The sequence below is a fragment of the uncultured Spongiibacter sp. genome, from assembly GCF_964011655.1.
GTDB lineage: Bacteria > Pseudomonadota > Gammaproteobacteria > Pseudomonadales > Spongiibacteraceae > Spongiibacter > Spongiibacter marinus.
This window is the reverse complement of the sequence record NZ_CAXGPO010000001.1, coordinates 1-20,537: the sequence shown is the minus strand read 5'-3', so window position 1 is coordinate 20,537 and position 20,537 is coordinate 1. Positions and strand designations below refer to the sequence as shown.

Annotated in this window: 21 protein-coding genes and 1 other RNA gene; 16 read left to right on the top strand and 6 right to left on the bottom strand. The window is 57.1% G+C overall.

Annotation, left to right across the window (positions count from 1 at the left end):
• Positions 1 to 4 precede the first annotated feature (4 nt).
• The 3 genes from ABNS66_RS00110 (at position 5) to ilvA (ending at position 3,536) form a co-directional block, all read left to right on the top strand.
• Positions 5 to 1,054, top strand: a complete 1,050-nt coding sequence (locus ABNS66_RS00110) for a response regulator (protein WP_286838686.1) — start codon at positions 5 to 7, stop codon at positions 1,052 to 1,054.
• A gap of 34 nt (positions 1,055 to 1,088) precedes the next feature.
• On the top strand, positions 1,089 to 1,868 hold the full coding sequence (locus tag ABNS66_RS00105; protein ID WP_286838684.1) for an energy transducer TonB: 780 nt from the start codon (positions 1,089 to 1,091) through the stop codon (positions 1,866 to 1,868).
• Between the two features lie 132 nt (positions 1,869 to 2,000).
• Complete coding sequence (gene ilvA / locus ABNS66_RS00100; protein WP_286838718.1) at positions 2,001 to 3,536, top strand: threonine ammonia-lyase, biosynthetic; 1,536 nt, start codon at positions 2,001 to 2,003, stop codon at positions 3,534 to 3,536.
• On the opposite strand, the gene ABNS66_RS00095 is transcribed toward ilvA, so the two are convergent.
• The 4 genes from ABNS66_RS00095 to ABNS66_RS00080 form a co-directional block, all read right to left on the bottom strand.
• Positions 3,533 to 4,132, bottom strand: coding sequence for a 5-formyltetrahydrofolate cyclo-ligase (locus ABNS66_RS00095; RefSeq protein ID WP_286838683.1), 600 nt, complete (start codon positions 4,130 to 4,132; stop codon positions 3,533 to 3,535). The two genes, ilvA and ABNS66_RS00095, sit on opposite strands and share 4 nt — an antisense overlap.
• Before the next feature lie 39 nt (positions 4,133 to 4,171).
• A non-coding RNA gene (ssrS, locus tag ABNS66_RS00090) (6S RNA) lies at positions 4,172 to 4,351 on the bottom strand.
• 37 nt (positions 4,352 to 4,388) lie between these two features.
• Positions 4,389 to 4,697, bottom strand: coding sequence for a cell division protein ZapA (locus tag ABNS66_RS00085; protein ID WP_204994669.1), 309 nt, complete (start codon positions 4,695 to 4,697; stop codon positions 4,389 to 4,391).
• A gap of 31 nt (positions 4,698 to 4,728) precedes the next feature.
• The gene (locus tag ABNS66_RS00080; protein ID WP_027873145.1) at positions 4,729 to 4,938 is read right to left on the bottom strand and encodes a TIGR02449 family protein; all 210 of its coding nucleotides are present in this window, start codon (positions 4,936 to 4,938) and stop codon (positions 4,729 to 4,731) included.
• A gap of 163 nt (positions 4,939 to 5,101) precedes the next feature.
• On the opposite strand from ABNS66_RS00080, the gene ABNS66_RS00075 reads away from it, so the two are divergent.
• The 7 genes from ABNS66_RS00075 to gcvH all read left to right on the top strand — a co-directional run bounded on the left by ABNS66_RS00075 (position 5,102) and on the right by gcvH (position 12,784).
• On the top strand, positions 5,102 to 5,689 hold the full coding sequence (locus ABNS66_RS00075) for a UPF0149 family protein (RefSeq protein ID WP_204994668.1): 588 nt from the start codon (positions 5,102 to 5,104) through the stop codon (positions 5,687 to 5,689).
• A 72-nt stretch (positions 5,690 to 5,761) separates the two neighbouring features.
• Positions 5,762 to 7,090, top strand: a complete 1,329-nt coding sequence (gene pepP / locus ABNS66_RS00070) for a Xaa-Pro aminopeptidase (protein WP_286838681.1) — start codon at positions 5,762 to 5,764, stop codon at positions 7,088 to 7,090.
• A complete protein-coding gene (ubiH, locus tag ABNS66_RS00065) occupies positions 7,080 to 8,333 on the top strand; it encodes a 2-octaprenyl-6-methoxyphenyl hydroxylase (protein ID WP_286838680.1) in 1,254 nt (417 codons plus the stop codon). The genes pepP and ubiH overlap by 11 nt, the downstream gene beginning before the upstream one ends.
• A complete protein-coding gene (locus tag ABNS66_RS00060; protein WP_286838678.1) occupies positions 8,330 to 9,553 on the top strand; it encodes an FAD-dependent monooxygenase in 1,224 nt (407 codons plus the stop codon). Before ubiH ends, ABNS66_RS00060 begins: the two co-directional genes overlap by 4 nt.
• 99 nt (positions 9,554 to 9,652) lie before the next feature.
• Positions 9,653 to 10,678 (top strand): extracellular solute-binding protein, encoded by a 1,026-nt coding sequence (locus ABNS66_RS00055; protein ID WP_348655187.1) that lies wholly within the window; start codon positions 9,653 to 9,655, stop codon positions 10,676 to 10,678.
• Complete coding sequence (locus ABNS66_RS00050; RefSeq protein ID WP_286838674.1) at positions 10,679 to 12,328, top strand: iron ABC transporter permease; 1,650 nt, start codon at positions 10,679 to 10,681, stop codon at positions 12,326 to 12,328. It begins immediately after the preceding gene.
• A gap of 69 nt (positions 12,329 to 12,397) precedes the next feature.
• Complete coding sequence (gcvH, locus tag ABNS66_RS00045; protein ID WP_204994662.1) at positions 12,398 to 12,784, top strand: glycine cleavage system protein GcvH; 387 nt, start codon at positions 12,398 to 12,400, stop codon at positions 12,782 to 12,784.
• Positions 12,785 to 12,842: 58 nt separating this feature from the next.
• Here gcvH and ABNS66_RS00040 read toward each other — a convergent pair whose 3' ends face one another.
• Positions 12,843 to 13,496 carry an HAD family hydrolase gene (locus ABNS66_RS00040; protein WP_286838673.1) on the bottom strand — a complete coding sequence of 218 codons (654 nt, stop codon included), beginning with the start codon at positions 13,494 to 13,496 and terminating at the stop codon, positions 12,843 to 12,845.
• A 214-nt stretch (positions 13,497 to 13,710) separates the two neighbouring features.
• Between ABNS66_RS00040 and rppH the strand changes: the two genes are divergently transcribed.
• Together rppH and ptsP are read left to right on the top strand one after the other, a co-directional pair.
• Positions 13,711 to 14,217, top strand: a complete 507-nt coding sequence (gene rppH / locus ABNS66_RS00035; protein ID WP_204994660.1) for an RNA pyrophosphohydrolase — start codon at positions 13,711 to 13,713, stop codon at positions 14,215 to 14,217.
• Positions 14,217 to 16,478, top strand: a complete 2,262-nt coding sequence (ptsP, locus tag ABNS66_RS00030) for a phosphoenolpyruvate--protein phosphotransferase (RefSeq protein ID WP_286838670.1) — start codon at positions 14,217 to 14,219, stop codon at positions 16,476 to 16,478. The genes rppH and ptsP overlap by 1 nt, the downstream gene beginning before the upstream one ends.
• Positions 16,479 to 16,501: 23 nt before the next feature.
• Here ptsP and ABNS66_RS00025 read toward each other — a convergent pair whose 3' ends face one another.
• The gene (locus ABNS66_RS00025) at positions 16,502 to 17,221 is read right to left on the bottom strand and encodes an NRDE family protein (RefSeq protein WP_286838668.1); all 720 of its coding nucleotides are present in this window, start codon (positions 17,219 to 17,221) and stop codon (positions 16,502 to 16,504) included.
• A gap of 61 nt (positions 17,222 to 17,282) precedes the next feature.
• Between ABNS66_RS00025 and ABNS66_RS00020 the strand changes: the two genes are divergently transcribed.
• From ABNS66_RS00020 to ABNS66_RS00005, 4 genes are read left to right on the top strand one after another with little or no spacing between them, the layout of a single operon-like run.
• Complete coding sequence (locus ABNS66_RS00020; protein ID WP_286838666.1) at positions 17,283 to 18,077, top strand: sulfite exporter TauE/SafE family protein; 795 nt, start codon at positions 17,283 to 17,285, stop codon at positions 18,075 to 18,077.
• 1 nt (position 18,078) lies between these two features.
• The gene (lgt, locus tag ABNS66_RS00015; RefSeq protein WP_204994656.1) at positions 18,079 to 18,873 is read left to right on the top strand and encodes a prolipoprotein diacylglyceryl transferase; all 795 of its coding nucleotides are present in this window, start codon (positions 18,079 to 18,081) and stop codon (positions 18,871 to 18,873) included.
• 4 nt (positions 18,874 to 18,877) lie between these two features.
• Positions 18,878 to 19,717 (top strand): thymidylate synthase, encoded by an 840-nt coding sequence (locus ABNS66_RS00010; protein ID WP_286838664.1) that lies wholly within the window; start codon positions 18,878 to 18,880, stop codon positions 19,715 to 19,717.
• A gap of 12 nt (positions 19,718 to 19,729) precedes the next feature.
• A complete protein-coding gene (locus ABNS66_RS00005; protein WP_286838662.1) occupies positions 19,730 to 20,242 on the top strand; it encodes a dihydrofolate reductase in 513 nt (170 codons plus the stop codon).
• Positions 20,243 to 20,537 lie beyond the last annotated feature (295 nt).

The following is a 20,537-nucleotide window of genomic DNA, read 5'->3' as shown; positions in this document are numbered from 1 at the left end:
CGTGATGACTGAAGGCATTGAAAGTAAGGCAAAGATTTTATTCGTGGATGACGAGCCGAGAATCCTCGTCGCCCTAAAGGCTTTGTTTCGCAGTCGCTATCAAGTGTTTACCGCCAATTGTGGCGCGGACGCGGTGGCATTGTTAGAGCAAGAAGATGTCGATGTTATCGTCTCTGATCAGCGTATGCCGGAAATGACGGGTGTCGAGGTTCTGCGCACAGCGCGCGAGCTCCGGCCGAGAGCGATCCGTGTATTGCTGACCGGCTACTCGGATTTAAGCGCCATATTGGGCGCGATAAATGACGGCGAAATTTTCCGTTTCATCAACAAGCCTTGGTCGAATAACGAATTGCGCGACACCATCGCTGCGGCGGTAAAGGCCTCTGAGGTCGATGTGGCTGAGGATGTCAGTGCTGAGCTGAATCACAGCAAGGTTGAAGAAACCACTGATGAGGCTCAGCCAAGTGCTGAGGCCGCTGCGCCGGGCGAAACCGCCGAGGCGCCGGAGCTGTCTGCGCCCACAGCGAAAACGGTGGTTGATATCGCCGCAGGGCCGGAGGCGCTTCGCAATGAAACGGGCATCCTGGTGCTGGACGAAGACAGCACCACCCGCGACGTTCTGCAGCGCGTATTGCACAAAGATCGCCCGGTATTTACCGCGGTTGATCTGGACGGCGCACTTGAAGCGCTGGAGTCAGAAAATATCGGCGTGATCATCACCGAGCTATCTATCGGCGGCGAGAGCGTGACGCACCTGCTGACCGCTCTGCGCCAGCATCACCCATCGCTGGTGGCCATAGTGCTAACCTCGCGAGCTGATGCCGGCTTGGGAATTGAATTGATCAATCGCGGGCAAATCTACCGCTTCCTGAGCAAACCTATCAGCGAGGGGATGCTGCGCGGCAGTGTTAATTTGGCGGTGCGGCGCTTCGATATTTTGCAAAAGAATCCAGAGCAGACACTGCGCCTGGCTGCTGAAAAAGCGCCAGAGCCACCCAGTGACCGCCGCGGGGTATTCAAGCGTATTGGTCGCTTGTTTGGTCTGACCGCCTGATGCTGCAGAGATAACGATAATAATGAATACAATGATGAATAGTGACGTGTCAGCCAGCAGTGCTCCCAAGAAAAGTTTGGTGCAGTCGGCGGAAATGTTTATCGCTGTGGTGCTGTTCGCAGTGTGCGCAGCGGCAGGACTGGCGGCGTGGTTAATGAGCTTGGGGGATGGCGCAGCCGATGAGTCGGCAACCGTTGAAACGGTGCAGGTATTTGCCTCGCTGGCAGATGCCGAGTTGGCGGATGATGAGCAGGATGTCCTGCTTGCATGGGAGCAGCGTTTAGAGCAAACCTTCAACCAGCGTGAACAGGCCTTGCGACAGCAAGAGCAGAGTGCGGTGCTGGAAGAGCAGGCGATGGCGCTCGCTCAGGCGCAAGCGGCGGCAGAGGCAGCCAAGGAAGCGGCAGAGGCAGCTGAGCAGCGCGCCCGGCAGGCTGAATTGGCCCGTAAAAAGGCCTTGGCCGCTCAGGCTAAGCCCGCGGCACCCGTCGCTCCGAAAGTGGCTGCAAAACCTAAACCCAAGGCAAATGCCGAGCGCATCCCGGCAAGCGTGGATTGGAGTAGTTGCCGCAAGCCGCGTTATCCCCGTGCGTCGATCCGCTTGAAGCAGGAAGGCACGGTGACGATGACATTTGCCATCGATGCGCAGGGACAGGTCGTCAGTGGAGAGGTACAGCAGAGCAGTGGCGTAGAACGACTGGATAACGCAGCGCTAGAGGCCATTATGAAGTGTAGCTTTACCCCGGAGACTCTCGGCGGCGAGCCGCAGGCGTCGTCGGCGCAGGTGCGGTTTGGTTGGCGCCTCGGCGGATAAGAGCAGCCGAGTGAATTAAAGCCCGCTACGGCGGGCTTTTTTGTGCTTCTGAATTGCTCGCAGCATGGTGGAGCGCGCAGCGACGCGTTAGACTTGCCGTTTGGTATACGATCATCCCGCCAGCAGGCCGCAATTGGAGTCTCCGACAACATGCCACAGAGTTACATCAAGAAAATTCTCGATGCCCGGGTCTACGATGTTGCTATCGAGTCACCTGTGGACGAGGCACGTCTGCTGTCGAAAAGACTGAATAACACCGTGCTGCTCAAGCGCGAGGACTTACAGCCGGTATTTTCGTTCAAGTTGCGCGGCGCCTATAACAAAATGGTCAATCTCAGCGAGGCCGAGCGCCGCCAGGGCGTGGTGGCCGCTTCGGCGGGAAACCACGCTCAGGGCTTGGCGCTGTCAGCGCTAAAGCTGGGGGTGAAGGCAACAATTGTGATGCCTAAAACCACACCGCAGATCAAAGTGGATGCGGTGCGTTCGCGCGGTGGCAAGGTGGTGTTACACGGGGACACCTACGATGAGGCTTCGGCCTATGCCCAAAAGCTCGTGCAGGAAAAAGGCATGGTGTATGTCCACCCCTATGACGACCCCGATGTTATTGCGGGGCAGGGCACCGTTGGCATGGAAATCTTGCGGCAAGTTACCGGGCCGCTCGACGCGGTATTCGTGCCGGTAGGTGGCGGCGGTCTCGCTGCTGGGGTGGCGGCCTACATCAAATATGTACGCCCGGATGTCCGCGTTATTGCGGTGGAGCCCGAAGATGCCGCCTGCCTAAAAGTCGCTCTGGAAAAGCAGCGTCGAGTGCGCTTGAAAGAGGTCGGGATTTTCGCCGACGGCGTTGCTGTGGCACAAATCGGCAAGGAAACCTTCCGGATACTGCGTAAAACCGTCGATGAGGTTGTCACGGCAAATACCGATGAAATTTGCGCAGCAATCAAGGATATCTTTGACGATACCCGCTCGATTGCCGAGCCCGCAGGGGCACTGGCGCTCGCCGGTCTCAAGAAATATGTTGAACAGCACGGCTGTGAAGGCCAGACGCTGTTGGCGATCGACAGTGGCGCGAACACCAATTTCGATCGCCTGCGCTATATCTCGGAGCGCACAGAAATCGGTGAACAGCGCGAGGCGATCTTGAGTGTCACCATTCCCGAGCAGCCCGGGAGCTTCAAAAAATTCTGTGCTGCCCTGGGTAAGCGCAATATCACTGAGTTCAACTACCGCTATGGCGACGATCGCGACGCGCAAATTTTTGTTGGCGTTGCCGTTGCGGCCGGCGGGCAAGGGCGGACGGAGGTCGTCGAATCCTTGCGCAAGTTGGACTACCGGGTCGAAGACATGACCGACAACGAGATGGCCAAGCTACATATCCGCCATATGGTCGGTGGTCATCGCCCCAGCGCGGTCGCCAATGAATTGCTGTACCGGTTTGAATTCCCTGAGCGCCCTGGCGCCTTGATGAATTTCCTGACGCGTTTGGGTAATCGCTGGAATATTTCGCTCTTTCACTACCGCAATCACGGTGCCGCATACGGCCGGGTGTTAGTCGGCCTGCAAGCGGATACGTCTGAGCGGAAAGCGGTGGAGGCTTTTCTCGGCAAACTGGCGTACCCCTTCCATGAAGAGACCGACAACCTCGCGTACCAGCAGTTTCTCAGTTAACGCGCGGCAAAAATTTCACGGTCGGTGGCGACCCAGTCGAGGGGGATATCCCAGTGCTGTATCGGTAAGCGCTCCACTTCCTGTAGGTGGTGGGCCAGGCCGATCAGCAGGGGCGTGTTTGCCGCATTGCGGCGCTGCTTAAAGGCCAGCGCTCGGTCGTAGTAGCCGCCGCCCATGCCCAAGCGATTGCCCCGGCGATCGAAACCGACCAGTGGTAGCAGCATCATATCGAGGCGGGCAGGGTCTATCTGTCGGCGGCGCAGGGCATTGGGTTCGGGGATGTTAAAGGTGTTGCTGCGCAGGGTTTGCCCTGGGGCGTGGCGATGGAAACGCATTTGCGCGTGTTTGGTGTCTCGGTGAATAACCGGTAAATAGCACACCTTGCCGCGTTGCTGGCAGTAGCGAAGCACCTCGTTGGTGGAGATTTCGCCGTCACTGGCACTGTACAGAGCAATATGTCGAGCGCGCCGGAATTCGGGTAGTTTCCTCAGCTGTTGAAGCAGGCGCTTGGCAGCGCGCCGTTGAGTGGCGACCGGTAGGTCGCGCCGTTGTTGCCGAAGACGTTGGCGGAGCTGGTTTTTGCTCGATGCATCCATAGTGAAGGCGGGTCGTGGTTGAAGGCGCTGCCTGAAAAGGTAGGACCCAGGATACCGCCGGCCGCGTGGCCCTTGAACCCAGCGGTTCAAGGTGGAACTTACCGCAGCATTTTTAGGCTTTCCGTCACGCGGACATGCACACAAATACTGGCTGGTTCGCTCCGGGTTTTAAAGCATCGGCTCAGGGGTCTGACGGCCTAGCGCATATCCCAGGAATTCACAGTATACCGATAGGCCCACGCGCTTAACAGGGTGGTTAGCCGATATCGAGTTGGCGGCAGCGGTTGAGGGTGTCGTCAATTTTATCGGTAATGCGCTTGCTTACCGTGGCCTCTTGCTCCGTGCTGACGCCGCTTTTGCTGGCTTCGCGTAGCTCGTAGGCGATGTTTAGTGCGGCCATCACGGCGATGCGCTCCAGGCCAATAATTTTTCCGGAGTTGCGTATTTGGCGCATCTGCTGGTCGAGGTAGCGGGCCGCTTCCAGCAAGCCTGTCTGCTCGTCACTTGGGCAGGCAACCTGATATTCCTTGTCGAGAATTTTAACGATGACCGTTTCTTTACTCACCTTGTCGTCTCCATGTGGCTGGGGCGAGTCATCAGCATTCTTTTTCCAATGCGCGCAGGCGCTGGATCATCGCGTCGACTTTTGCCCGGGCCGTGTCGGTTTTTTCGATCAGCGCTTCGCGCTCAATCTTCCAGTTTTGCGTTTCGGATTTGAGAGTGCGGTTCTCTGCATCCAATTGTTCGCACAGTTGGATGAGCTCATCGACTTTTCGTTCCAAAACCTGCAGCTGTCGATCGTCCATTATTGCCTAGTTCCACGGCCGGGAATGATGTCGTCATAGTAGAGTGGGTGCCAGCGCTCGGTCAACGGTTATACGCGGCGGTGTGAATCGCGGCGGGTATTCGATTTTGCGGCGGATCAGCGCTACCATGCGCCTCCAGTCTTTGATGCCCTTGGAATGCGCAATGTCTAACGAGTTTGACCACGATGATCTCGCTAATCTATTCCTTAATTTAGGTGCTTTGCAGCCCCCGGCGGAGCTCCACGGCTATGCCGTTGGCTTTTTGTCTGTGGGTGGGCGAGTCGAGCGCCAGGCGTGGTTAAAGCACTGTACGGAGCTGCTGGATATCGAGATGCCCAACCCTGACGATGCCGATGCCTTATTCGGCGTTTATAAGAGCGCGCTGGAAGCACTGGGCAGTGAGGACTTGGCACTGCAGTTAATGCTGCCGGGAGACGAGCTGGATTTGGGACAGCGCATTGTCAGCCTCGGTCAGTGGGTGCAGGGTTTTCTCACTGGCTTTGCGATGGCCGGAAAGCAGCGGCAGAGCGAGGGTGATGCCTTGGATGCGCTGTCTAAAGAGAGCCGCGAGGCATTGAGCGACTTGGCGGCCATTGCGCAAATTTCTGCTGATCAGGCCGACGATGAAGACGGCGAGCAAGACTACGTGGAGATCTGCGAGTATGTGCGAGTCGTGGCGATGACCATTTTTCTTGAGTGTAACGCCGCCACCCCGGCGACGAAGAAGCCCAAGGGCGAGCGATTGCACTGACAACCGAGTAGATCAATTTCCCGTAAAAATAGCTGTGATAAGCTCCTCAGGATCATACACATCAGGGACACTATGAGCATCAGTAAGCAGGAATTTGCGCGTCGCCGTAAGAATTTAATGGCCCTGCTCGAGCCGGGTAGCATTGCCATTGTGCCGTCGGCGTCGTTGCGCACGCGAAGTCGAGACTCCGACTACCCCTTTCGGCAGGACAGCGACTTCTTTTATCTAAGCGGATTCGACGAGCCCGAGGCGGTGTTGGTGTTGTTGCCGGGGCGCCCGCAGGGTGAATACATTCTGTTTTGCCGCGAGCGCGACCCCGCCATGGAGCTGTGGGACGGGTATCGCGCTGGCCCCGAGGGCGCCTGCGCGGAATATGGCGCCGATGATGCGTTCCCCATTGCGGATATCGACGATATTTTACCCGGGCTAATCGAAGGTCGGCAGCGTGTTTACTACGCGATGGGGCGGCACGCAGAATTTGATCAGCAGGTTATGAACTGGGTCAATGTTATTCGCTCCAAAGTGCGCAGCGGCGCCCAGCCACCAGGCGAGTTTCTCGATCTCGACCACTTGGTCCACGATATGCGTTTGTATAAGAGCGCGGCGGAATTGCGGATTATGCGTCGCGCTGGCGAGATATCTGCAAAGGCTCACTGCCGAGCGATGCGTTACTGCCGCCCCGGGGTTTATGAATACCAGCTTGAAGCCGAAATTCAGCATGAATTTGCAATGGCCGGCGCGCGCTTCCCAGCCTACAGCAGTATTGTCGGTGCGGGGAAAAACGGCTGCATCTTGCATTACGTGGAAAACAACAGCGTGATCCGCGATGGCGAGTTGGTGCTGATTGATGCGGGTTGTGAGCTCGAGGGTTACGCCGCGGATATCACGCGTACTTTTCCGGCCAATGGCCGCTTCAATGATGAACAGCGCGCCCTTTACGAGGTGGTACTGGAAGCGCAATTGGCGGCAATAGAAGCCACGCAGCCGGGTAATCATTGGAATCAGCCACATGAAGCGACAGTGAAGGTGATTACCGAAGGCCTGTTGAGGCTCGGGCTGTTAACGGGTGATTTGTCTGAGCTGATAGAAACCGAGGCCTATAAGCCATTTTATATGCACCGGGCCGGGCATTGGCTCGGTATGGATGTGCACGATGTGGGTGATTACAAGGTCGGCGGCGAATGGCGGGTGCTCGAAGAAGGTATGGTGTTAACCATCGAGCCGGGTATTTATGTTGCGCCCGACAACGACGCCGTCGAGCCGCGTTGGCGCGGGATTGGCATTCGTATTGAAGACGATGTGGTGGTGAGTAAGTCCGGCTGTGAGGTGCTGACGGCGTCAGTGCCTAAGTCGGTTGAAGACATCGAAGCCCTGATGGCGGAGGCGGGCGATGGACGTTGACTACGATGTGCTGATTGCCGGTGGCGGCATGGTTGGCGCCAGCCTTGCCCTGAGCTTGCATAAACACAGCCAGGGCCAGTTAAAAATTGCCGTGGTTGAGAGCTTTCCCCTGCCTCCGCTCAGCGACACGGGGCCGAGTTATCGGCCCAGTTTTGATTCCAGGTCCACCGCGCTGTCATACGGCAGCCGACAAATTTTTGAAAACCTGGAGCTTTGGTCGACGCTGGAGAACCACGTTGCCGATATTCTGAATATCCAGGTTTCTGATCGCGGCCATTTTGGCAGTGCGCTAATGCATTGCGGTGAACTGGAGTGGCCCGCGCTGGGCTATGTTATTGAGAACGCGTGGCTGGGCAATGTACTGCTTAACCATCTGCGGCGTCATACCAATGTACAGTTTATCTCCCCGGCCAGTGTCGAGGCGGTAACGCCAATGGCCGCCAAGGTACAGCTGGATTTACAAGCCGAGGGCGGGGAAACATCCTGCAGCGCGTCTTTGCTGGTCATCGCCGACGGGGCCGATTCGGGACTGTGCCAGCGCCTGGGGATTCACCGCCGTGTGGATGAATATGCGCAAACGGCCGTGATCGCCAATATCGCCACCGAGCTGCCGCATGGCGGAACCGCCTACGAGCGCTTCACTGCCGAAGGGCCTATCGCGATGTTGCCGCTCTTGCCGGACGAGCAAGGTCAGTCGCGCTCTGCCCTGGTATGGACCTTTCCCGAGGATGACGCCGACGCGGCGATGAATTGGACTGATGAGGTCTTTCTGGCGCGCTTGCAGCAGCAGTTTGGCCACCGTTTGGGTCGCTTACTAAAAGTGGGGCAGCGCGTGGCCTTCCCGCTTCGCCTCAGTTTTGCTGAGGAACAAGTACGGCGAAATATTGTGGTGATGGGCAACGCTGCGCATTCACTTCACCCCGTGGCAGGGCAGGGCTTTAACCTCGCCCTGCGCGACGCCGATGCGCTGGCTCAGCGTGTTGCCGCAGCGGTTGCACAGGGACTCAGTGCGGGTGAACTGTCCGTCTTGCAGGGCTATTTGCGCAGTCAGCATACCGACCAGCAGGTGACGACCTTGTTCTCTGACCGCTTAACCAAACTATTTAGTAATCGTCAGCCTGTACTGAGCCTGGCGAGGAATATGGGGCTGGTCATGCTCGATGCCAGCAAGCCGATAAAGTCGCGCTTTACCGCGCGCGCTGCGGGTGTGATAAAAGGCCGAGACATGGAGCTGCCGCTGTGACAGACCGACTGGAAAAATTTGACATTATTGTGGTCGGTGCCGGGCTGGCCGGTGCTGCCTTCGCGCTGGCGATGGCGGACCAGCCGCTGGATATTGTCGTGATCGATGCCCAGCCAGAGCGCGAAGGGTGGCCGCCGCTTGATGAAACCGTAATGGACTATGACGCCAGAGTCAGTGCGCTGACTGACGCGTCGCGTCGCTTCCTGCAGCGGCTGGGAGCGTGGTCTGCTGTGGCAGAAAGGCGGGTGTGCCCCTATCAGGAAATGGTTGTTTGGGATGCTGAGGGCACCGGTGAAATTCATTTTTCGGCCGATGAGGTCGGCGAGTTGGCTCTGGGGCATATTGCCGAGAATCGCTTGGTAACCGCCGCGCTGCACAACCGTTTGCGAGACAGCCGCGTGCGCCTGCTGTTTAACAGTCCTGTTGCGGCCTGGGTGCGAAGTGGTGATCAAGGGCAGTTGCAGTTAAATGACGGGCGGCTATTACAGGCGCCGTTGATTGTTGCTGCAGACGGCGCCAATTCGCGTTTGCGTGACTGGGGTGGTTTTCAAACCCGCGAGTGGGATTATCAGCACCACGCGATTGTGTGTACCGTGGAGACCGAAAAGCCCCATCGCGCTACGGCGTGGCAGCGTTTTCTGCCAGAGGGGCCGCTGGCATTTTTACCTCTCCCCGACCGCGATGGCGCGCAAAACTTTAGTTCAATCGTCTGGTCTGCAAAGCCCGAGCTGGCCGATACGCTAATGGCGATGGATGACGATGCCTTTTGCCTGGCGCTGGCCCAGCATTTTGAAGGGCGGCTCGGGCGTATCAATGCGGCCAGCCGGCGCGTCCGTTTCCCGCTGCGCCAGCGCCACGCTCAGCGCTATTTTCAGCAGGGTATCGCCCTTATTGGCGATGCCGCGCACACCATTCACCCGCTGGCTGGGCAGGGAATTAATTTGGGCTTCGCCGATGCCGAGGTTCTCGCCGAAGAATGTCAGCGTGCCTTGGCGCGCGGCCTGCCACTCTCTGATGAGCTGCTGCTGTCGCGTTATCAACGGCGACGCAAGGGCGAAAACCTGGCGATGATGGCGGCGATGGAAGGCTTTCAAAATCTGTTTGCCAGCCAAGCCCTGCCATTGCGCCTGCTGAGAAATGCGGGCATGAGCTGGTTAGATCGAGCGGTGCCTATCAAGCGCCAGATTGTTGCTCGCGCGATGGGGCTGGCGCGTCGCTGACCCATTTCCCTGAGAAGTAAAACTTGAGTCATTAAATGATAATTATTATCATTGATGCTGAAGATTTCTTGCCTTCTTACCGTTAAGGACCTGCCCATTATGATATTTCGCTCGGCGCTAGTGTTTAGCTTGTTACTTTCTTTGGTGGCCTGTGGCCGAAGCGAAGAGCCCTCTGGGCCTGAGTTAGTTGTTTACAGCTCGCGCATAGAGCAGCTGATTAAACCGATTTTCGACCAATATACCGCTGAGACGGGAGTGAATATTCGCTACGTGACGGACTCTGCCGGGCCGCTGCTGGCGCGCTTGCGTGCCGAGGGAGAGAATACGCCGGCTGATATTTTGGTAACGGTTGATGTTGGCAATCTCTGGCAAGCCGCGCAGCAGGGCTTGTTGGCCGCTCAGACGTCGTCGGTGCTAAACAATAATGTGCCTGAATCTCTGCGTGACCCAGAGGGTCGCTGGACGGGGCTCTCCATTCGCGCGCGCACCATTGTGTACTCGAGTGAGCGCGTAAAGCCCGAGGCGTTGAGTAGTTATGAGGCGCTTGCAGAGCCGCAGTGGGCGGGGCGCCTGTGCTTGCGCACGGCAAAGAAGGTGTACAACCAGTCGCTGGTTGCCACGATGATTAGCGCCGATGGTGCTGAGAACACCGAGCGGGTATTGGGGGCTTGGGTCGATAATTTGGCGGTGCCGCCCTTCTCCAGTGATAACAAAGTAATTGAGGCCATTGCCGCCGGTCAGTGCGATGTGGGTATTGTGAATACCTACTACCTGGCGCGCATGAAGGCAGATGATCCCTCCTTGCCGGTGGATCTGTTTTGGGCGAACCAAACCGGTGAAGCGCCGTTTAACCGCGGTGTGCACGTTAATATCTCCGGCGCTGGCGTGACTGCGGCCAGCAAGCAAAAAGCATTGGCGATGTCATTGTTGGAATGGTTGTCAGAGGCGGACGCTCAGCATGCGTTTGCAGAGTTGAATCAGGAATTTCCGGTGAATCGCAACACGCCTCCTTCATCGCTGCTTCAGCACTGGGGCGATTTTAAGGCTGATCAAGTCCCCGTTGTAGAAGCGGGTCGCTTGCAGGCGGAAGCTATCCGAATGATGGACCGCGTGGGTTACCGCTAGATGCAACTTGCCCAGCGTGCCCGCGTGGCGAATCAGCGGCGCTTGCGGCCGACGCCACTGTGGCTACTCAGGGCGGCGGGGGTGGCGCTGGTATGCGCGGTGCTGGTGCCCGTTGTGGTATTGGCGAGCAGCTGGTTAAGCCCGGAAGTTGAGATATGGCAGCATCTGGTTGATACGCAATTGCCCCGCCTAGTGGCAAATACCCTGTTCCTGATGCTTGGTGTCGGTGTTTTGGTCTCAGTGATCGGCGTCAGTCTGGCGTGGTTCACGGTCATGTGCCAGTTCCCTGGGCGCGGGGCATTTGAATGGTTGTTGATGTTGCCGCTGGCAGTGCCCGCCTATGTTATGGCCTTCGTTGTACTGGGAGTGTTCGACTTTGGTGGCCCATTGCAGACGCAACTGCGGGAGCTGTTAGGCGCCGGTTGGGGCATCGATGTGCGCAATCGGGCCAGCGTAATTGTCGTATTTTCCCTGGTCTTGTACCCCTACGTTTACATGCTGGCGCGCAGCGCCTTTCTGTCTCAAAGTAGCGAGACGTTGGAAGTGGCACGAGTATTGGGTTGCACCAGTCGCCAAGCCTTTTTCCGAGTGGCACTGCCGATGGCGCGACCGGCAATTGCTGCCGGTGTGGGCTTGGCATTAATGGAAACCCTCGCGGATTTTGGCACGGTTGCGGTGTTTAATTACGACACCTTTACCACCGCCATCTACAAGTCTTGGTTCGGCTTCTTCAGTCTGCAAGCTGCTGCGCAGTTGGCATCGTTACTGCTACTTTTCGTTGGCGTGACGCTGTTCGCTGAGCGCCGTTCGCGTGGACACGGGCTGTATGTTCAGGGGGCGAAGCTGCAGCACCTAAGACGCTTTCCGCTGTCGCCGGTGTTGGCTGGCCTGGTGAGCGCTTATTGCGCGTTGGTTTTGGCGTTTGCCTTTGTATTGCCCATGCTGCAATTGCTGGACTGGGCCGTGGGCGAGGGGGTAAGCCAGCTGACATCGCGCTTTTTTGCCCTGCTTGGTCACTCACTTTGGTTGGCTGCCATGGCTGCTGCGCTGACCGTTACTCTGGCGCTACTGCTGGCCTTTTGCCGCCGTTTCAGTCGCGGCCGCTGGGGCAGTATTTTTGCCGCCGCGCAGCTGGGCTACGCGCTGCCCGGCTCAGTATTAGCAGTGGGAATTATGCTGTCATTCAGTTGGCTTGATCGACAGTGGCTGCTGCCGCTTCAAGCGTGGCTGGGGCTTGACCCCCAGCCCTTGTTAATGGGAACCGTGCTGACCCTGCTGGCCGCTTACTGGATTCGTTTTTTAGCGGTTGCCAGTGGTCCGCTGGACTCGGCGTTAGAGCGAGTGAAACCGAGTTTGCCCGAGGTGGCCAGAACCCTGGGCGCGGGGAATTGGCGCCTGCTTTGGGAGGTTTATCTGCCGATGTTGCGCCCGGGCGTGTTGACGGCTCTGGTGTTGGTGTTTGTCGATGTGATGAAAGAAATGCCTGCCACGCTGTTGTTGCGGCCTTTTGGCTGGGACACCTTGGCGGTGCGGATATTTGAAATGACGGCTGAAGGACAGTGGCAGTTGGCGGCGTTGCCAGCGCTGACGCTGGTATTGGCGGGTTTAATACCGGTGATGTTAAGCATTCGTGCCAGTCGCGGGCGCTGAGGCCTTTGTATTTGCCGGCAGCGGCGGTAAAATGCGCTGCAAATATCCCTTGTCAGCCAGGAGCGCTCCATGAGCAACACCCCCAGCGAACTGAAGTATGCCAGCAGCCATGAGTGGGCTCGCTTGGAAGAAGACGGCACTGTTACTGTGGGCATCACCCATCACGCGCAGGACTCGCTCGGCGACGTAGTCTTCGTAGAGCTGCCAGAAGTGGGCGCGGAATATGGTGCCGGTGAAGAGGCGGCGGTGGTCGAGTCAGTGAAAGCGGCTTCTGACATTTACGCGCCGGTGTCGGGCGAAGTCGTTGCCGTGAACGACGCGCTTGAAGAAAGCCCCGAAACGGTAAACGAATACCCCTACAGCGACGGTTGGTTCTTCCGCTTGAAGCCCAGCGACGTTAGCGAGCTGGATAACCTGCTTAGCAACGACGATTACGACGCACAATGTGAAGGCTAATCTCGCCTTCTACGCGATGACGGCGGCCTCGCAATAGCGTGTGCCGCCGTTTTTTTGCTCAGCGTAAACTCACAATTGGCCAGCCGGCTTCTTCGGCGGCGGCGCGCAAGGTATCGTCGGGGTCGACAGCCACGGGGTTGTCGACGTGCTTCAGCAAGGGTAGGTCGTTGTGGGAGTCACTGTAAAAATAACTGCCTGTGAGCGTCTCGCCATTTTCGCGTAGCCAGCGCTGCAGGCGCACAACCTTGCCTGCTTGGAAACACGGTATATCGGTGCTGTCTCCGGTGTAGCGTCCATCGCGGAGCTCAGGCTCGCTGGCTAACATCACCTTAATGCCCATGGCGCGCGCAATGGGCTCGGTGACAAAGCGGTTAGTGGCGGTAATAATCATTAGGCAATGCCCCTGCTGGCGATGCTTGTCGATCAGAGCTTGTGCTTGCGGCAGGCGCATGGGGGCAATGTAACTCGCCATAAAGTCTTGATGCAGGGCGGATAGCTCTGCCGGTGATTTCCCGGCGATGGGGGCAAGGGCGAAGCGCAGGTAGGCTTCGATGTCGAGGCCACCCTGTTGGTATTGTTGATAGAATTCATCATTGCGCCGACGGTGTTCGTCACCATCCACGAGGCCCCGCTCGACGAGGAATTCCCCCCAGGCGTGATCACTGTCACCGGCAATCAGGGTGTTGTCGAGGTCGAATATCGCCAAGGTCATCGTAAACCCTTACTTAACTAGGCCCACTGGCTGGGCGTGACTGCAAAAACGGCAAGCATAGCTTCTCGGCGTGGCTTTTGCATCGGCTTTTGCCTTGTCTGCTCTGGCATTGGCAGCACTGCGCGAATTTGCAGCCGCTGGGGCGAATTCCCAGCTCCACGAATTTGTGGAACAATAGATCAAATTAGAAAAAAACGTTAACACAGGTGAGCATGTGATTGATTCGGATGGATTTCGTCCCAATGTTGGCATTGTTATCGCCAATGACTGCGGTCAGGTGTTGTGGGCGCGCCGTGTTGGTCAGAGCGCCTGGCAATTTCCCCAGGGTGGGATTAACGACGGCGAAACCCCAGAGCAGGCCCTGTACCGCGAGCTGTATGAAGAAGTTGGCCTGAGAGAAAGCGATGTTGAAATTCTCGCTTGCACGCGCGGTTGGTTGCGCTACCGATTGCCCAAACGGCTGATTCGTAAAGACAATAAGCCGCTGTGTATCGGTCAGAAGCAAAAGTGGTTTTTGTTGCGAATGGTCGGTAATGAGGCCGATATCCGCTTTAATTGTGGCCGCAAGCCAGAGTTTGATTATTGGCAGTGGGTGAGCTACTGGTATCCACTCGGCCAGGTGGTGGCCTTTAAGCGTGAAGTGTACCGCCGCGCCATGAAAGAGCTGGCGGGCAGGCATGTTCGTCTACTGCGAGATACCCAAGGGAGTCATTCAAGCTGATGCTGGCGGCGCTGCGAGGAATAGTTCAGGCGGTTAATGCGGCGGGTAATCTGCAGGCAGCGCTGGATATTATTGTCGAGCGCATTGCTGAGGTGATGGGCACCGAGGTGTGCACGGTCTACCTTCGCAACCCCGAGAGTGGTCGTCTCATCTTTATGGCGAACCAAGGCCTCAACCCAGATTTAATCGGGAAAGCGAGCCTGGCAGCCGACGAGGGGTTGGTCGGCCAGGTGGCGCGCCGCGAGGAGCCGCTGAACCTCGACCACGCCGAGAAACACCCCAACTTTTTATTGCTACCGGGTATTGGTGAAGAGCAATACCACTCTTTCCTGGGGGCACCCATTATCCACCAGCGCGAAGTGCTGGGGGTGTTGGTTGTGCAGCAGAAGGATAGCCGCCGCTTCGACGAGGAAGAAGAGGCGTTTTTGGTCACCATGTCCGCGCAGTTGGCAGGTGTGTTGGCCCATGCGCGAGCAACCGGTTCAATTTCAAAGACGCAAGATTCTGTGACCGCTTCTGCCTTGTTTAAAGGGATAGCGGGCGCGCCGGGCGTGGCCATTGGTCGCGCGGTAGTGATTGTTCCCAGTGCTGAGTTGCATTCAGTGCCTCAGCGCCGCAGCGAGGACGCCGACGCAGAGCTACGGGCCTTTGAGGCGGCGCTCGATGCGGTGCGCGTCGATATTCGCGAACTCAGTGGCAAGCTTGTCGGGCAACTGTCTCCGGAAGAACTGGCATTGTTCGATGTCTATCTGCGAATTCTCGATGACGGCGTCTGGCTGTCTGAGGTGGAGGCAAAAATTCGCGAGGGCGAATGGGCGCAGGGGGCATTGGCTCAGGTTGTCAGTGGCCACATCAACACCTTTGAAATGATGGACGACCCGTATTTCAAGGATCGCGCAACCGATATTAAAGACCTTGGGCGGCGGGTGTTGAGTTACTTGCAGGCGAGTAATGAGCGCGATACCGATTACCCCGCCGACACGATCCTGGTCGGCGAAGAACTGACAGCGTCGATGCTTGGGGAAGTGCCCAGAGAAAAGCTGGTGGGCATGGTGTCGGTGAGAGGCTCCAGCAACTCCCATGTTGCGATTCTGGCACGAGCGATGGGTATCCCCACGGTGATGGGGGCAAGCGATTTGCCCTATACCCAGATAGAGCATGCCAGCCTGATCGTTGATGGTTACAGCGGCTATGTGCACTACAATCCAACGCCGGAAGTCTCTGAGCATTTTCGGGCCTTGCTTGAGGAAGATCAGGCCCTGAGCCAGGGGCTGGAGGCGCTCCGTGACTTGCCGAGCGAAACGCGTGATGGCCATCGCATGCCGCTGTGGGTGAACACCGGTTTGATGGCGGATGTCGCGCGCTCGCTTGATCGCGGGGCAGAGGGCGTTGGCCTGTATCGAACAGAAATTCCTTTCCTATTGCGAGAGCGCTTCCCCAGTGAAGAAGAGCAGCGGATTATTTATCGCGAGCAATTACTAGCGTTTGCACCGCTACCGGTCACCATGCGCACCCTGGATATTGGTGGCGACAAGGCGCTGCCATACTTCCCCATTGATGAGGAAAATCCTTTTCTAGGATGGCGCGGCATTCGCGTTACGTTGGACCACCCCGAAATATTTCTGGTGCAAGTCAGGGCGATGCTCAAGGCGAGCTCGGGGCTGGATAACCTTCGCATCATGTTGCCGATGATCAGCAACGTTCAAGAGGTGGATGAGGCCCTGGTGCTGGTGCGCCGCGCTTATGACGAGCTGGTTGAGGATGGTTGGGATATCAGTCTGCCCCCTATTGGCGTGATGGTGGAGGTGCCCGCGGCGGTGTACCAAGCCCGTCAGCTTGCCCGCCGTGTCGATTTTCTGTCGGTCGGGTCGAATGACCTGACGCAATACTTGCTGGCGGTGGATCGCAATAATACCCGCGTGGCTGATCTCTATCACGCCTACCACCCAGCAGTGCTGGGCAGCTTGCTGAATGTAGTGGATGCCGCGCATGCCGAAGGTAAACCGGTGGGTATTTGTGGTGAGTTGGCTGGCGATCCCGGAGCGGTGCTGCTATTGACCGCGATGGGCTACGACATGCTCTCGATGAACGATAACAGCTTGCTGCGTGTAAAAGCGGTGGTTAGAGCGTCGACGATGAGTGACTTGAAAAACCTGCTAACAACCGCGATGGCTGCCGATACGGCTGATGAAGTCCGCGCCTTATTGCGCAGCGCGCTGGCCGAATCCGGGATGGAAAAGTTATTGCCCCCCGGGCCCTGAGGGCTTGCCCGCGTACCTGAGCATTACACCTGAAAGTGGCGAAGTTCGGCCGGGCGCTGTTCGCTGTCGTAACCTTGCTCCCACAGCTCCGCGCCGCCTTTGCGAACAAAAACGATGCTAGTGGAACGGGTGCCGTAGACTGAGCTTCGCACAAAGCGGCAGGACAACATCTTTTGTAGCTCGTCGTCACTGTCGACAGTGGGGCTGTCGTCTTGCATGAATGTCAGCAAGGGTGTTGGGTCGTCGTGCCCTGCCGCTAACGGCTTGAAGGCGGCGAGCGCCTGATCCGTTTTTGCGCTGTGCGCCGTGTGTGGGATGTTGCCAATACAGTGTATCCCCGCTTCTAAGTTGTTCCAGCCCGAAGAGATATTGTCGCTGTGAGCCAGAGTGCTGCCGTCAAATGCGATAAAGTTGAAGGGGCGGTACTGGTATTTCTCTGTCTCTAATTCATCGAAAAACGTTGAGCAGCGCTCGCTGTTATCGAGGAAGTGGCGAACCAGCTCGCCGCGGCTTTGATCGCCGACGTCCCGATTGCGTAAGTTGGTAATGGCGGCGAAGCGCCCGTTGGTGCTTAAACCCAGCCAGCTGCCGCCAAATTGCTGATCCCTGCCGGCCAGAATGTGGGGTGACTCTGGCCAAAAGTGCGCTGGGAGAGTGGGGCGCTCAAAAAATTCGTCTCGGTTTGCGGCGACGATCAGGGGGCGCGCTGACTGTTGTTGCCAAGACAGTAAAATTAAACACATGGCGGGTGGCACTTGAAATCAGGGCTGTCCATAATAGCAGGCTTTGTGGCGGAGAGCTGGCGTGACCGTTGTTCTTATCTATCTCGCTGTTGGTGCGCTGGCAGGCCTGTCTGCGGGTCTGTTTGGGGTGGGCGGCGGCCTGGTGATAGTGCCGGCGCTGATCTACTGCTTTGCGCTGCAGGGGGTGTCATCGCTGGTTGCGGTTCAGCTGGCGGTGGGGACATCGCTGGCCAGCATTGTATTCACTTCTGTGAGCTCCGTAAGGGCGCATCAGCGTCACGGCAACGTTGATTGGCCAACCTGGCGGCTGCTGGCACCCGGTATTGCGATTGGCGTAGTGGGCGGTGTTGCCCTTGCGGCCTCCTTGCCCGGTGAGCGCCTCAAGTTAGTGTTTGGTATTTTTGCTCTGTTGATTGCTGCGCAAATGGCATTTGGCTTATCACCACCTGCCGACCGGCAGTTGCCGGCTCGCCCGCAAACGCTGCTGGCCGGCGGTTTTATCGGTTTCTTATCGGCGCTGTTTGGCATCGGTGGTGGCTCACTCACCGTGCCCTTTCTCACATGGTGCAATGTGAAAATGCAGCGCGCGGTGGCAACGTCCGCAGCCTGCGGTTTACCCATTGCCATTGTCGGTGCGCTGACAAATATTGTTGCCGGTTATGGGCACTCAGCGCTGCCTGCGTGGTCTAGTGGTTTTGTGTATTGGCCGGCATTGCTGGCAATCATCCTGTGCAGTACCCCCTGCGCTAAATTGGGCGCTAATCTGGCTCAGAAACTACCTGCTCGTCGGCTAAAGCAAGGTTTTGCGTTATTTCTGCTCGCCGTTGGCAGCCACTTTATATACGGAGCTCTTTAATATGCTCAGGCATCCAGACATCGACCCTGTTGCCGTTCAGCTGGGGCCACTGGCGATACATTGGTACGGCCTGATGTACTTAGCGGGTTTTGCCGCGGCTTGGTACATCGGCAAAATGCGCTGCAGGCAGCCTTGGAGTCCGCTGAAGGAGGATCAGTTGGAAGATCTGATCTTCTATGGGGCACTGGGGGTTATTCTCGGTGGCCGGTTTGGCTATGTGGTGTTTTACAATTTCGAGCAATTTCTCGCTGACCCGCTTTGGCTTTTCCGTATTTGGGAAGGGGGCATGGCGTTTCATGGTGGGTTCTTGGGTGTCGTGCTTGCCATCGCGATCTACGCCAAGCGTATTGATGTGTCGATCTATGCGCTGTGGGACTTTATTGCTCCCTTGGTTCCCATAGGTTTGGGTCTTGGGCGCATTGGCAACTTCATCGGTCAGGAGCTCTGGGGGCGGCCAACCGACAGTGCGATCGGGATGGTCTTTCCGCGCGACCCCAGTCAGTTGCCGCGCCACCCGTCGCAGCTTTACCAGTTTGCGTTAGAGGGCGTGTTGCTGTTTTTGATCGTGTTCCTCTATACCCGCAAGCAGCGCCCCCGGTTGGCGCCCGGCGCACTCTTTGTGCTGTGCTACGGCATTTTCAGATTTGTCGTGGAGTTTTTCCGCGAGCCCGATGGCCATATCGGCTTCGATGCGCTTGGCTGGGTAACGCGTGGGCAGTTATTGTCGCTGCCGATGATTGCGGTGGGGTTGGGGGTGTTGATCTACGCCTACCGTCGAGACAGAGTGCAAGGATAGGGTTATGCAACAGTATTTAGATTTATTGCGCGATGTGCGTGACAACGGTGTGGATAAAGGTGACCGCACCGGAGTGGGAACGCGCTCGGTATTTGGTCGCCAGCTGCGCTTTGATCTGCAGGCGGGCTTTCCGTTGTTAACCACCAAGAAGGTGCACCTTCGCAGCATTATTTATGAGTTGATTTGGTTCTTAAATGGCAGTTGTGACAACAACTGGCTGCGAGAGCGCGGGGTGACGATCTGGGATGAGTGGGCGCTGGAGGATGGCGACCTGGGGCCGATCTATGGCAAACAGTGGCGAAGCTGGGCCTGTCCTGATGGGTCGACCATTGACCAGATTAGTGAAGTGGTGGATATGATCCGTCGCAAACCGGACTCGCGGCGTTTGCTGGTGAATGCCTGGAACCCCGCTGACCTTCCCGATGAGTCGGTGAGCCCTCAGGACAATGTGCGTGCTGGGCGTGCCGCGTTGCCGCCATGCCACACCTTGTTCCAGTTTTATGTCGCCAATGGCCGCTTGTCTTGCCAGCTCTACCAGCGCAGCGCCGATTTATTCCTCGGGGTGCCTTTTAATATCGCCAGCTATGCCCTGCTGACACACATGATTGCGCAGCAGTGCGATTTGGATGTTGGCGAGTTTGTGCACACCTTCGGTGACTGCCACCTCTATCAAAACCATCTCACCGATGAGATTGTCGAAGAGCAATTGCGTCGCCAGCCTCGCGCGCGGCCAACGCTGCACATAAATCGTCGTCCGGCGTCGATTTTCGATTATGACTTTGCCGACTTCGAGTTCGAAGGCTATGACCCCCACCCAGCCATCAAGGCCCCCATTGCTATATAGAAGGACGTGTTAATGCCGATAGCTGTTGCACACATTGTCGCCTTGAATCGCCAGCGCGTCATTGGAGTAGAAAACCGCCTGCCGTGGCATCTGCCTGCCGACTTGAAGCACTTTAAAGCGCTGACTATGGGCAAGCCCATTATCATGGGTCGCAAAACCTGGGAGTCTATCGGCCGGCCATTGCCTGGGCGCGAAAATATTGTTGTGACTCGCCAGCAAAGCTACGTTGCAACGGGTGCCAAGGTTTGTGCATCACTTGAAGACGCGCTGGATGTTGCTCGTGAAAGCGCTGAGCGCGATGGTCTTGATGAGATTTTCGTTATCGGCGGTGAGACGCTATACCGTCAGAGCTTAAGTAGCGTCGACCGCGTTTACGTCACGGAAGTGGCCGCAGAGGTAGAAGGCGATGCCTTTTACCCCGAGCTCGATGAGCGGGACTGGGGTGAGGTGTCCAGGCAAAACTTCGCTGCGGAAGAGGGTGCCCCAGCCTATGCCTTCGTCAATTATCAGCGCCGCGCCCGGTAAGGGATTTGTTGGTGTTTTCAAAAGGGATGTGTTAGTCACTTTCATTGCGAGAGTGTTACTTGGTGGCTCTAAATTGTTACCATAAACTACGTATCGGTAACAATTATTCCTTACGCATTTTCCCTAACTTTTATATTACGAAACATTTAGCTTTCTCGTTGATTCTTGCGAAAGCCCGTGATTAAAATAAGTCCCGCTGTATGAAAGCACGGTCTTGCGACTGGCCGTACGGCTGACAGAAGATAATAAGCTCTGCTTTCACTAAACGTCCCAAATAGGAAAAGCAATTCCCATG

What these genes read in the sequence shown, in the direction of transcription:
- ptsP (WP_286838670.1), top strand. Translation starts at nt 14,217, where the DNA reads ATGCTGGCGGCGCTGCGAGGAATAGTTCAGGCGGTTAATGCGGCGGGT.
- ABNS66_RS00025 (WP_286838668.1), bottom strand. Translation starts at nt 17,221, where the DNA reads ATGTGTTTAATTTTACTGTCTTGGCAACAACAGTCAGCGCGCCCCCTG.
- ABNS66_RS00040 (WP_286838673.1), bottom strand. Translation starts at nt 13,496, where the DNA reads ATGACCTTGGCGATATTCGACCTCGACAACACCCTGATTGCCGGTGAC.
- ABNS66_RS00075 (WP_204994668.1), top strand. Translation starts at nt 5,102, where the DNA reads ATGTCTAACGAGTTTGACCACGATGATCTCGCTAATCTATTCCTTAAT.
- ABNS66_RS00095 (WP_286838683.1), bottom strand. Translation starts at nt 4,132, where the DNA reads ATGGATGCATCGAGCAAAAACCAGCTCCGCCAACGTCTTCGGCAACAA.
- ABNS66_RS00055 (WP_348655187.1), top strand. Translation starts at nt 9,653, where the DNA reads ATGATATTTCGCTCGGCGCTAGTGTTTAGCTTGTTACTTTCTTTGGTG.
- ABNS66_RS00105 (WP_286838684.1), top strand. Translation starts at nt 1,089, where the DNA reads ATGAATAGTGACGTGTCAGCCAGCAGTGCTCCCAAGAAAAGTTTGGTG.
- ABNS66_RS00050 (WP_286838674.1), top strand. Translation starts at nt 10,679, where the DNA reads ATGCAACTTGCCCAGCGTGCCCGCGTGGCGAATCAGCGGCGCTTGCGG.
- lgt (WP_204994656.1), top strand. Translation starts at nt 18,079, where the DNA reads ATGCTCAGGCATCCAGACATCGACCCTGTTGCCGTTCAGCTGGGGCCA.
- gcvH (WP_204994662.1), top strand. Translation starts at nt 12,398, where the DNA reads ATGAGCAACACCCCCAGCGAACTGAAGTATGCCAGCAGCCATGAGTGG.
- ubiH (WP_286838680.1), top strand. Translation starts at nt 7,080, where the DNA reads ATGGACGTTGACTACGATGTGCTGATTGCCGGTGGCGGCATGGTTGGC.
- ABNS66_RS00005 (WP_286838662.1), top strand. Translation starts at nt 19,730, where the DNA reads ATGCCGATAGCTGTTGCACACATTGTCGCCTTGAATCGCCAGCGCGTC.
- ABNS66_RS00010 (WP_286838664.1), top strand. Translation starts at nt 18,878, where the DNA reads ATGCAACAGTATTTAGATTTATTGCGCGATGTGCGTGACAACGGTGTG.
- ABNS66_RS00080 (WP_027873145.1), bottom strand. Translation starts at nt 4,938, where the DNA reads ATGGACGATCGACAGCTGCAGGTTTTGGAACGAAAAGTCGATGAGCTC.
- ABNS66_RS00110 (WP_286838686.1), top strand. Translation starts at nt 5, where the DNA reads ATGACTGAAGGCATTGAAAGTAAGGCAAAGATTTTATTCGTGGATGAC.
- pepP (WP_286838681.1), top strand. Translation starts at nt 5,762, where the DNA reads ATGAGCATCAGTAAGCAGGAATTTGCGCGTCGCCGTAAGAATTTAATG.